Source organism: Streptomyces hokutonensis, assembly GCF_000376565.1.
Lineage (GTDB): Bacteria > Actinomycetota > Actinomycetes > Streptomycetales > Streptomycetaceae > Streptomyces > Streptomyces hokutonensis.
In genome coordinates, this window is the sequence record NZ_BARG01000051.1 from 36,955 (window position 1) to 48,054 (window position 11,100).

Genomic DNA, 11,100 nt, shown 5'->3' on the forward strand with positions numbered 1-11,100 from the left:
GATGAAGCGCTTCGCGCGCATCCGTGAGGACATCGCGGTGGTCGTCGAGCGCGACCCCGCGGTCTCCTCCACGGCGGAGGCGATCCTGTCGCCGCACCTCATCGCACTGTGGGCGCACCGCGTCTCCCACGTCGCGTACCGCAGCGACCACCGGCTGCTGGCCAGACTGATCTTCCTGACCGGTCGGCTGCTGTCCGGCGGCATCGAGATCCATCCCGGTGCGCGGATCGGCAGAAGGCTGTTCATCGACCACGGCTGCGGCACGGTGATCGGCGAGACGGCGGTGATCGGCGACGATGTCACGCTGTACCACCAGGTGACGCTCGGCGCGCTGGGGTGGTGGCGCGACAAACGGCGGCCGCCGGGCCAGCGGCGGCATCCCGAGGTGGGTTCGCGGGTAGTGATCGGCGCGAACTCGGTACTGCTGGGACCGCTGCGGGTCGGCGACGACGCCCGGATCGGTGCGCAGGCGTTCGTCACGGACGATGTGCCGGCCGGCACGGTCGTCGTCGCGAAGCGCAGTGAGGTCATCGTGCCGGGCGGACGCAATGGCGCCGTCAGCCAGAACGGCGCCGGCCAGAACGGCGCCGGCCAGAACGGTGCCGGCCAGGACGGCGTCGCCCAGGACGGTGCCGGTCAAGGCAGCGCCGGCCAGAACGGCGTGAACCCGACCGGCGTACATCAGAACGGTGGCCGGCTCGTCACCTCGACAGGAGAGCCGGAGAAGGAGAAGTGACCACGGTGCAGGAGCCTGCCCTCATCATCATGACCTCGCTCAAGATGATCATCCGCAACCTCCGACTCGTCGAGTACGCAAAGGAGTTGGGGGTGACTCCCGTCCTGCTGTTCACCCGGGGCGGGGACGAGGAGCGGCTCCGCGAGCTCATGGCGGACCCCGGACATCCGCTGTCCGCACTGGGCGACCTCTGCCCGGTCACGGATCCGTCACCGGCGAGCACCATCGCCGGAGTGCAGCCGCTGCTGCGGCGCTACGACGTACGCGGAGCCCTCTCGTGCGGCGAGTACTACGTCGAGGCGGCCGGTGCGCTGACCCATCTGCTCGGTCTGCCCGGGTCGGGCTGGCCGGCCGCCGCCATCAGCCGCAACAAGATGTTCCAGCGCACCGCGCTGCCCGACGTCTCGCCGAGGTGGCAGGCGATCCATCCCGAACAGCGCGACGGTCTGAGCCTGTCCGCGGAGGACTGGCCGGGCCCTGTCGTGCTGAAGCCGGTCAGCCGGATGAGCAGCTCCGGGGTACGGGAGCTGAGCTCGGTCGACGGGCTGGCCGAGGTGGTCGCCGGCTATCCCGAGCACGAGACCCTGCTGGTCGAGGAGCGGGTGGTCGGCCCCGAGTACTCGGTGGAGAGCCTGGTCCAGAACGGTGAGCCCGTCTGGTCGGGCATCACCGAGAAGCTCACCAACGAGGCCAACGGGTCGACCTTCGTGGAGATCGGGCACACCGTGCCGGCGCCCGAGTCGTCACCCTCGCAGTTCGCCGAGCTGTCCCGGGTGCATGCCGAGGTGCTGCGCCGGCTCGACTTCCGTGACGGCATCGCGCACGCCGAGTACCGCGTCACCGACGAACGGGTGGTCCTGATGGAGGTGGCGTTCCGCATCCCGGGAGACGGCATCGCCGCGCTGTGGGGACTGGCGACCGGCAGTTCGATGGAGGAGCGCCTTGTCGACATCGCCCTGGGCCGGCCCACCCGCTACCCGCGGCCCGGCCGCCGGGTCCGGCATCTGTTCCTCGACCACCCGTACGGGGTCCTGGTCGATGTCCGCAGCAAGGGCACCGAGGTGAGCTGGACGACCTCCGGTGAGCGCTGGCCCGATCTCGTGCCCACCGGTCCCGACGCCGGGCCGCGCTGCTGTGCCGTGCTGACGGCCAGGGAGCCGGGCGACCGGCTGAGCGCCATCGTCGACTCCGGCGAGCGCTCGGTGTCGGTGATCGTCGACGCGCCCCTCGGCACGGACATCCACCCGGTGGCCGAGCGCGCCGCCGAGGACGTCGAGATCGTCGTCGCGCCGTGAACGGTGGCGACCCGACCGGCCGTGACCCGAACGGTCGTGCCCCGACCGGAGCGAACGTCGCGGTCATCTACCACTCCCGGAAGGGCACGGTGCGCTCCCTGGCGGCCGCGGTGGCGTCCGGTGCCGAGGCCGCGGGCGCGAGCGTCCGACTGCGCAGCGTCCGCGAAGAGGCCGGCGGTCCGGGAGCGGAACCGGCGGACCTCGCCGACCTGGTGTGGGCGGACGCCGTCGTGTGGGGCACACCGACGCACTACGGCAACGTGTCCGTGCCGCTCAAGGAGTTCATCGACTCCACCGGCCCGGCCGGCCTGTGGTCCGCGGGCAGTCTGGCCAATCTCGCGGTCTCCGCCCTGACCAGCTCGACGAGCCTCAACGGTGGCCAGGAGGGCACACTGCTCAGCCTGCACCGCACCATGTACCACTGGGGCGCGCTGGTCACGTCCGGCGGCGCCCCGGAGGCCTCCGCCGACGACTGGCACGACACCGGCGGCAACCCCTACGGCCTCTCCGTGTGCGCCGACCCACAAGGCAGGATCAGCCCATCGGCCGAGGCGGCGGCACGGACCCTCGGCGCGAGGATGACCGGCCTGGCCGCCCGCGTCCGCCCTCTCCGCCCTTCCCGGGCCCGGCCGTCGCGCCCTCGTGCCGGTGGCGCCCAGCGGCTTCTGATCGTGTTCCAGCAGGGCGACCGCAGACTCCGCGGACTCGCGGACGCGCTGGCCCTCGGCGCCGCCGAGGAGGGCGCCGAGATCAGGCTCCGGCAGGTGGACGGCGACGAGACCGGGCTCCGTCACGCGGACGGAGACGAGGCGACGCCGGCCGATGTGGAATGGGCGGACGGAATTGCCTGGGGGATGCGGTCCCGCACCGGCGTGCTCCCCTCTCCGCTGGCCGCCTTCGTCGAGCGGACCCAACGCGAACTGCCGGGTCCCGGCTACCGGGGCAAGGCCGTGACGGCGTTCGGCACGACCCTGAACGCGCACGCGGGCGGCGAATCCACGCTGCTGTCCGCGTACACGGCGATGCACCAGTGGGATGCGGTCGTCCTGGCCCCCGGCTACACCGACCCCGTCGTGAACGCCGCCGGCGGCAACCCGTACGGCACGCTCCACCACGCCGGCAACGGCCCGTCCGAGCAGAGCGCCGCCGCGGCGGCCCACTACCAGGGCCGCCGCTTCGCCATCGCCACGGCCGCACTGGCCACCCCACCGCGCACACCTCACGACGTGCTCGCTGTGGGTGTCCCGTAATTCGGTGGCGTCACGGCCCGCGCGTCTTTTAGGGTCGGTGCTGTTCGAGCGGCAACCGTGTGTTGCCGCCGGTGACTTGGCTTGTGCTTGGGGAGGTGTGACCGATGGCTGTCTCTGTGACGGGCGCTGCCCGCATCCGGAAGTTCGTCAAGTCCACTCCCGTGGCCGCCGGCTGACCTCTCTCGTTTTCCCGCGTCTGTGTGCGCGGTGCCGGGGCCACCCTTGTGAAGGGTCACCCCTTGTCTTTCTCTTCTCTCCCGGGTTCGTTCTCGTCGTCGCCCTCTTCCGTGCATCCGTTGCAGCCGTACGGCTGGGACGCGGAGTGGGAGGCCGAGTTCGCCCCGTTCGCCGGGCAGGCTTTGCTGCCCGGTCGTGTCGTGCGGGTCGATCGCGGCCTGTGCGACGTCGTCACTCCGGCCGGCACGGTCCGTGCCGACACCGAGTTCGTCGTCCCCCGCGACCCGATGAAGGTCGTGTGCACGGGGGACTGGGTCGCCGTCGATCCCGAGGGTGGCGATCCGCGTTATGTGCGGACGTTGCTGCCGCGTCGTACCGCGTTCGTGCGGTCCACCTCTTCCAAGCGGTCCGAGGGGCAGATCCTCGCGGCCAATGTCGACCACGCGATCGTCGCCGTACCGCTGACCGGGGATCTCGACCTGGGTCGTATCGAACGGTTCCTCGCGCTCGCCTGGGAGTCCGGTGCCCAGCCCCTCGTCGTGCTGACCAAGGCCGACCTCGTGCCGGACGCGGTGACGTTGTCGTATCTCGTCCAGGACGTGGAGACCACGGCGCCGGGTGTGCCGGTGCTGAGTGTCAGTGCCACGACGGGGGCGGGGATCGACGTGCTCGCCGCGGTCGCCGCCGGTGGTACGTCCGTGCTGCTCGGCCAGTCGGGTGCGGGCAAGTCGACGCTCGCGAACGCGTTGCTCGGCGAGGACGTGATGGATGTGCGGGCGACGCGTGACGTGGACGGCAAGGGCCGTCATACGACCACCACGCGCAACCTGCTCGTACTGCCCGGCGGCGGTGTCCTGATCGACACCCCGGGGCTGCGCGGTGTCGGACTGTGGGACGCGGGGACCGGGGTCGGGCAGGTGTTCGCCGAGATCGAGGAACTGGCGGGGCGGTGCCGCTTCCAGGACTGCGCCCACATCGCCGAACCGGGGTGCGCGGTGCTCACCGCAGTCGAGTCGGGCGAGCTGCCCGTACGCCGGCTCGACAGCTACCGCAAGCTCATGCGCGAGAACCAGTGGATCGTCGCCAAGACCGACGCCCGGCTCAGGACCGAGCTGCGCCGCGACTGGAAGCGGAAGGGGGCGGAGGGGAAGGCGGCCATGGAGGCGAAGCGCGGGCGCTGGGCCTAGCGGACCGGTCCACTTCGGCCCGCTCCGACGCCACGTCAACGCCGCGTCCGATTTCCGCCAGCCCCACCCCCGGGGATGGCGGAGACTGGACGGCGTGATGGACGAAGACAGCAGGTACGAGGCCGTACGGAGCCGGGACGCCCGGTTCGACGGTGAGTTCTTCTTCGGCGTCGCGACCACCGGGATCTACTGCCGGCCCAGCTGCCCGGCCGTGACGCCGAAGCGGCGCAATGTGCGGTTCTTCATGACGGCCGCCGCCGCGCAGGGCTCGGGGTTCCGGGCCTGCCGGCGGTGCCGTCCGGACGCCGTGCCGGGGTCGGCCGAGTGGAACGTGCGCGCCGATGTCGTGGGCCGCGCCATGCGGCTGATCGGCGACGGAGTGGTGGACCGCGAGGGCGTCGCCGGGCTTGCCGTACGGCTCGGATACAGCGCACGGCAGGTCCAGCGGCAGCTCACCGCCGAACTCGGCGCCGGTCCCGTCGCCCTCGCCCGGGCCCAACGGGCGCACACCGCACGCGTCCTCGTACAGACCACCGACCTGCCGATCACGGAGATCGCGTTCGCGTCCGGCTTCGCCAGCGTGCGCCAGTTCAACGACACGATCCGCGCCGTGTACGCCTCGACCCCCAGCGAACTGCGCACCAGCGCGCCCCAGCCACCGGCCAAGTCGCCGGCGAAAGAGCTGGACAGGACACCGGCCAACGGGGCCGACCCCGCCGCCGAACCGTCCGCCGGAATCCCCCTGCGGCTCGCGCACCGCGGCCCGTACCAGTCCGCCGCCGTCTTCGACCTGCTGCAACGCGAGGCCGTCCCCGGCATCGAGGAAGTCACCGGCACCCCCGGCCGCCGCACCTACCGCCGCACCCTCAGCCTCCCCTACGGCACCGGGATCGTCGCCGTCGACGAACGCCCCGGCACCCTCAAGGGCCGCCCCCACACCGGCGGTTGGCTCGACGCCCGCCTCCACCTCACCGACCACCGCGACCTGACCACCGCAGTACAGCGGCTACGACGCCTCCTCGACCTCGACGCCGACCCGTACGCCGTCGACGAGCGGCTCGGCGCCGACCCCCGGCTCGGCCCGCTCGTCGCCGCCCGGCCGGGCCTCCGCTCACCGGGCGCCGCCGATCCGGAGGAACTGGCCGTACGCGCGCTGGTCGGGAGGGCGGAGTCCGAGCGGCTGGTACGGCGCTACGGCAGGACGCTGGACGCCCCGTCCGGCAGCCTCACCCACCTCTTCCCCGAACCGTCCGTGCTGGCGGAGGCCCTGCCCGGCGATCCGCTGGGCGGCCTGGTCACCGCCCTCGCCGACGGCACCGTACGCCTCGACGTCGGCGCCGACCGCGACGACGCTCAAGCCGCCCTGCTCGCGCTGCCCGGTATGGACGCCGCGACGGTCGCCGTCGTCCGAGCCCGCGCCCTCGGCGACCCCGACGTGGCACCGCCCGGTGCCGACATCCCGGACGCCTGGCGCCCCTGGCGTTCCTACGCCGTACAACACCTGCTCGCAGCAGGGGAGTTGGAGTTGCCGTGACCATCCGCTGGACGCATTTCGAGAGCCCCTTGGGGCAGTTGCTTCTCACCGCCGACGACAGCGGCGCCCTCACCTCCCTCTCCGTCCCCGGTCAGAAGGGCGGCCGTACCGTCCAGCCGGAGTGGCGGCGGGACCCCGGCCCCTTCCGTACGGCCGGCGAGCAGCTCGCCGCCTACTTCGCCGGTGAACTCAAGGAATTCCAGCTGGAGTTCCACACCTCCGGCACGGACTTCCGCGAGCGGGTGTGGAGTGCGCTCGACTCCGTTCCGTACGGTGCGACGACGACGTACGGCGAGATCGCCGCCCGGATCGGCGCGTCCCGGGCCGCCGTGCGGGCCGTGGGCGGGGCGATCGGCGCCAACCCGCTGTTGGTCGTCCGCCCCTGCCACCGCGTGATCGGCGCCGACGGATCCCTGACGGGCTACGCGGGCGGACTGGACCGCAAGGTCCAACTCCTCACCCTGGAAGACGTGTTGGACCCGTCGGACTCCTCGAACTAGTCGGCCTCCAGGCCCCAGCTGTGGATCCGCCGAGGACGAATGCGGATCACCTCCTCGCTCATGTGCGGCCCCAACTCGTGCGGGCCGACGAGGAGTTCGGCCTCGCCGCGGATGTCGATGCCGCGTACCTTCCACGGCCTGACGCTGACGATGTCGTCCACGACCAGCGCGACCTTCGGGTTCGCCCGCAGGTTGCGCCACTTCTTCGTCGTACCCATCGCGTACCCGCCGACCAGGATCGTCCCGTCGTCCTGCGGGAAGAAGCCGACGGGATTCGCCTGCGGCTGTCCCTGGGGGTCGACGGTGGCCAGTCGCCCCAGCCGCTGCGACTTGAGGTACGCGCGCTCGGCCTCGGTGAATTCGGTCATGCCCGCAGCCAAACACGCCTGCCCGCCCACCGCATCGGCTTCAGGGACCAGGACTTCCGTCCTACTCCGGACAGGCGGATACGGCCGCGGCCACCGGTGATGCTCCGCCGTCCGCCCCGCTCCGCGTGCCACGGTCGCCTCCTCGTGATCGGCGGGGAGAGGCGGAGCGCTCATGGTCGGGGCCGGACGGATCGGTGTGGCACTGCTGGTAGTGGTGTTGGGGGCGGGGGCCGGGCAGGGCACGGCGGCCGGGGCCCCGGCGCGCGAACCCCTCGACACCTGGACCGGCAGCTGGGAGGCGGCCCCCTCCGGGACCACCACGGCCCATCCCGGCGCCTCCTTCCGCAACGTCGTGCATCTCAGCGTCGGCGGCGACGCCGTCCGCGTCCGGCTCACCAACCGGCTCGGCACCGCCCCCCTCCGCCTCGACACGGTGACCGTCGCCCTCCGCGGGACCGGTCCAAACGCCGTGCCCGGCTCGATGCGCACCGCCACCTTCAACGGCGCCGGCACGGTCACGATCCCGGCCGGCGAGGACCTGGTCACCGACGCCGTCCCGCTCGCCGTACCCGACGCGGCGGACCTGCTGGTCACGGTCCACACCCCCGACGACTCCGGCCCGGCGACCTACCACCGCGCCGCCGGGCAGACCAACTACCGCACCCCGGGCGGCAATTGGGCGGCCGACAGCGACGGCGCCGCGTACACCACGACCACCACCTCCTGGTACTACGTCACCGGCGTCGACGTCCTCGACGCCCCGGCGGCCGGCAGTGTCGTGGCCTTCGGCGACTCCCTCACCGACGGCAACGGCTCCACCCGCGACACCAACCACCGCTGGCCCGACCGGCTCGCCGAACGCCTCGCCGAACTGCCGTCGTACCGCCGCCTCGGCGTCCTCAACGCCGGGATCTCCGGCAACCGCCTGCTGCGCGACGACACCGGGCCGAGCGCCCTGGCCCGGCTCGACGCGGACGCCCTGTCGCGGTCGGGCGTGCGGGTGCTGATCGTCATGGAGGGCATCAACGACATCAAGGGCACCCCGAACGCCACCGACCCCGACGCCTTCGAGACCGCCTACCGCACCCTCGTGACCCGCGCCCACGCCCACGGCATCCGCGTCGTCGGCGCGACCCTCACGCCGTACGGCGGCAACGGCGCGTACACGGCCGCGCGGGAGGCCGTACGGCAGGCGGTCAACGCCTTCGTCCGGGCCGGGGCCGGCGGGCTCTTCGACGCGGTCGTCGACTTCGACGCGGCCGTCCGCGACCCGGAGCAGCCGCAGCGGATCCGGCCCGCCTACGACTCCGGCGACCACCTCCACTTCAACGACGCCGGCATGCGCGCACTCGCCGACACGGTCGACCTCACCACGCTGGCACCGTTGACCCCCTGGACGCCGTAGCGTCAGCCCCAGATCGTGGCGCCCAGCCACGCCCCCGCGATCAGCAGGCAGGTGAACAGTTCGGTCAGCACGCTGGAGCCGCCCGAGCGCATCGCCGTCCGCAGGGAGGCCATGGCCTCTGCGTGCCGGCCCAGCCGCAGGCGTTCGTGGACGTAGACGCCCGCCATGAAGCCGGGGATCGCGCCGAGCACGGGCAGGAGCAGGAAGCCCAGCAGCGCGCCGGTCCCCGCGTACACGGCCATCCGGGGGGTCGCGCCGCTCGCCCGGAGGCGGCGGGGCGGCAGCCACCAGCGCACCACCTGGGAGAGGAGGAGGGCGGCCGTGGCGCCGACTAGGACGCCCCAGGAGACCGGCTGCGGATCCTTCAGTGCCCACCACAGGACCGCGGCCCACACCAGCCACGACCCCGGAACTCCGGGCACCAGGACTCCGCACAGGCCGAGCAGGATGACGACGCCGACCAGCAGGAGTTCAGCCACTCCCATCTGCCCAGCCTGCGGGATCCCGGGGGAAACCGCAGGTCAGTAACGGGTCACCCAGCCCCGTTCGTAGGCGTGCCAGCCCAGTTGCAGCCGGGTCGTCACCCCGGTCAGCTCCATCAGCCGCTTCACCCGGCGCTGGACCGTCCTGAGGCCCAGGTCCAGCTGTTTCGCCACGCTCGCGTCGGTCAGCCCGGCCAGCAGCAGGGACAGCACCTCCAGGTCGGTGCCGTCGGGGCCGTCCGGCTCCTGCTCGGCGGCGCCGGACGCGCCCAGGCGCAACGGGTGGGCGTCCCGCCAGACCGACTCGAACAGCCCGCAGAGCAGTTCCAGCAGACCGCTCGCGTGCACGACCAGCGCGGCGGGTTCGGCGGTGTGTGAAGTCAGCGGTACAAGGGCGAGGGTCCGGTCGGCGACCACCAGCTTGGTCGGCACCCTGTCCACCACCCGCACCTCCTCGCCGCGGCCGAGCGCGGCGGCCAGTTCGGTGCGGCCGTCCGGCAGGTCGAGCACCGCGCGTTCGAGGACGACCCGGTAGCGGACCCCGCGTCCGGCGGCCTGTTCCTCCGCGTCGTTCTCCATGCCGGTGACGGCGACCGGGTTCCCGGTGACCAGCGCGCACACCTCGTCGCTCGCGCCGAGCTGGAGCTGGAGGAAGCGCCGGGTGACGGCCGCGGCCCCGGTCACCACCTCCACCAGATCGTGTGCGGCGGTCTCGGCGGCGGCCGCCCGGTACTCCTCGGCGAGCAGCGCGGCGGCCAGTTCGGCCTTCTCCAGTTCGTGGCGCTGCTGGGTGAGCAGGGCGCCGAGGGCCACTCCGGGCGGGGCGGCGACCCAGCGGCCGGGGCGGGCCGTCGACTGGGCGGCGAGCCCGTGCAGTTCCAGGCGGCGCAGGGCGCGCTCGGTGTCGTACTCCCCGATGGTCAGCCGGCGGGCGAGATCGGGCACGTCGGCGGCACCGACGGACACCAGAGCCCGGTACGCCGACTCGTGCGCCTCGTCCAGGCCTATCGCTCCCAGCATCAGGTTCCGCCCCTCCCCGAAGACCCAACCGCGCGGGCCGTGGCGGAAACCGGCCACGGCGCGAACCCGCCTCCGCACATCATCGCCGTACCACCGGCCACTCTGACAAGGTTGCGCCACCGAGGCACCAACAGCCGTCCGCAATGCCTGGATTGGGCTTGTTCGGCCTGCGGATTCGCGCCCGTCGTAAGTCATAGGGGAGTCGGGCGCGCATCACAGCGGGCCTTCAGGAAGGCAAGCCACACTCGGGCCAGGACGGACCGGATCCGCGACGGGATCCGGTCACTCGGTGGTCGCCGGGCGGTTCTCCCGTGGGGGGTGGAACCGTCCGGCGGCTCTGCGTCGTGCCGTATCGCCTTGTGGCGTACGGGTGTTCGGGACGTCATCCGACACGCCGTTCGAGAAGGGGCGCGCACCGGATTTTCCCGACGCCCCGTTTTCATCCGGCCCGCGCGGTGGACAATTAGGGGCATGAGCCAGCAGGGGGGAAAGCCGCCCGGTCACGAGGACGACTGGTGGGGCCAGCTGTACGACGACTCCACCGACGACACGGGGCCCACGGCCGCGGCCGACTCCCTGGAGGACCGGTTCGCCTCGGCGGCCGGGACCGTGGACGAGGGCGCGCGTGCGGTGCCGGGGGCTGCGGATGGCGGTGTGCGTCCGGTCCCAGGGGCTGCGGACGATGGTCCGCGGCCGGTGCCCAGGGCCGTGGACGAGGGCGCGAGCCCGGTGTCGCGGACCGTGGGCGAGGGTGTGCGTCCAGCGCCTGGGCCTGTGGACGCGGGTGCGCGTCCGGTGCCGGGGACTATGGGCGAGGGTCCGCGTCCGGTGCCCGGCTCAGGGGTTCCGGCACCGCGTGCCGGTGCCGCTGGTGCCACCGGTTCCCTCCGGGGCGGCACGGCGGACCCCGAGGCGCCGGGTCACCGTCCGGCGGCCCCGGCCCCGGCCCCGCGCGACGACAGCTCGCCGTCTCCGGCCGGGCACGGCGTCGGCACGGCCCCGCCCTTCGGCGCGGCGCCGTTCCCGCCACCGCCGCCACCGATCAGCCCCGCACCGATCAACCCCGTACCGCCCACCCCGCAGCCCCTCCGAGGGGACGCGCCTCCCACCGCGCCCGCCTACCCGCCGCCCCCGGCCGCCCTCACC

10 protein-coding genes and 1 pseudogene are annotated in these 11,100 nt (G+C 72.9%); 8 read left to right on the forward strand and 3 right to left on the reverse strand.

Annotation, left to right across the window (positions count from 1 at the left end; genetic code table 11):
• The first annotated feature begins 1 nt into the window (after nucleotide 1).
• From epsC to SSP08S_RS31240, 6 genes are all read left to right on the forward strand, one after another.
• Nucleotides 2-736: a serine O-acetyltransferase EpsC gene (gene epsC, locus SSP08S_RS56220; RefSeq protein ID WP_019071588.1), complete on the forward strand. Its 735-nt coding sequence runs from the start codon at nucleotides 2-4 to the stop codon at nucleotides 734-736.
• Nucleotides 733-2,031 (forward strand): ATP-grasp domain-containing protein, encoded by a 1,299-nt coding sequence (locus SSP08S_RS31220; RefSeq protein ID WP_019071589.1) that lies wholly within the window; start codon nucleotides 733-735, stop codon nucleotides 2,029-2,031. Before epsC ends, SSP08S_RS31220 begins: the two co-directional genes overlap by 4 nt.
• Nucleotides 2,028-3,281, forward strand: coding sequence for a flavodoxin family protein (locus tag SSP08S_RS58300; protein ID WP_019071590.1), 1,254 nt, complete (start codon nucleotides 2,028-2,030; stop codon nucleotides 3,279-3,281). The genes SSP08S_RS31220 and SSP08S_RS58300 overlap by 4 nt, the downstream gene beginning before the upstream one ends.
• 239 nt (nucleotides 3,282-3,520) lie before the next feature.
• Nucleotides 3,521-4,645, forward strand: a complete 1,125-nt coding sequence (gene rsgA, locus SSP08S_RS31230; protein ID WP_026178982.1) for a ribosome small subunit-dependent GTPase A — start codon at nucleotides 3,521-3,523, stop codon at nucleotides 4,643-4,645.
• Nucleotides 4,646-4,742: 97 nt separating this feature from the next.
• Nucleotides 4,743-6,179: a bifunctional transcriptional activator/DNA repair enzyme AdaA gene (locus tag SSP08S_RS31235; RefSeq protein ID WP_019071592.1), complete on the forward strand. Its 1,437-nt coding sequence runs from the start codon at nucleotides 4,743-4,745 to the stop codon at nucleotides 6,177-6,179.
• Complete coding sequence (locus SSP08S_RS31240; protein WP_019071593.1) at nucleotides 6,176-6,679, forward strand: methylated-DNA--[protein]-cysteine S-methyltransferase; 504 nt, start codon at nucleotides 6,176-6,178, stop codon at nucleotides 6,677-6,679. Before SSP08S_RS31235 ends, SSP08S_RS31240 begins: the two co-directional genes overlap by 4 nt.
• Here SSP08S_RS31240 and SSP08S_RS31245 read toward each other — a convergent pair.
• Nucleotides 6,676-7,047 carry a PPOX class F420-dependent oxidoreductase gene (locus SSP08S_RS31245; RefSeq protein WP_019071594.1) on the reverse strand — a complete coding sequence of 124 codons (372 nt, stop codon included), beginning with the start codon at nucleotides 7,045-7,047 and terminating at the stop codon, nucleotides 6,676-6,678. The genes SSP08S_RS31240 and SSP08S_RS31245 overlap by 4 nt on opposite strands.
• A 172-nt stretch (nucleotides 7,048-7,219) precedes the next feature.
• Between SSP08S_RS31245 and SSP08S_RS31250 the strand changes: the two genes are divergently transcribed.
• Nucleotides 7,220-8,452 (forward strand): SGNH/GDSL hydrolase family protein, encoded by a 1,233-nt coding sequence (locus tag SSP08S_RS31250; RefSeq protein WP_019071595.1) that lies wholly within the window; start codon nucleotides 7,220-7,222, stop codon nucleotides 8,450-8,452.
• A 2-nt stretch (nucleotides 8,453-8,454) separates the two neighbouring features.
• Here SSP08S_RS31250 and SSP08S_RS31255 read toward each other — a convergent pair whose 3' ends face one another.
• Nucleotides 8,455-8,937 (reverse strand): DUF456 domain-containing protein, encoded by a 483-nt coding sequence (locus tag SSP08S_RS31255; protein WP_019071596.1) that lies wholly within the window; start codon nucleotides 8,935-8,937, stop codon nucleotides 8,455-8,457.
• Nucleotides 8,938-8,973: 36 nt separating this feature from the next.
• The gene (locus SSP08S_RS31260; protein ID WP_026178984.1) at nucleotides 8,974-9,954 is read right to left on the reverse strand and encodes a helix-turn-helix transcriptional regulator; all 981 of its coding nucleotides are present in this window, start codon (nucleotides 9,952-9,954) and stop codon (nucleotides 8,974-8,976) included.
• Nucleotides 9,955-10,425: 471 nt separating this feature from the next.
• Between SSP08S_RS31260 and SSP08S_RS61915 the strand changes: the two are divergent.
• Nucleotides 10,426-11,100: pseudogene (locus tag SSP08S_RS61915) on the forward strand (protein phosphatase 2C domain-containing protein); the annotation flags it as partial.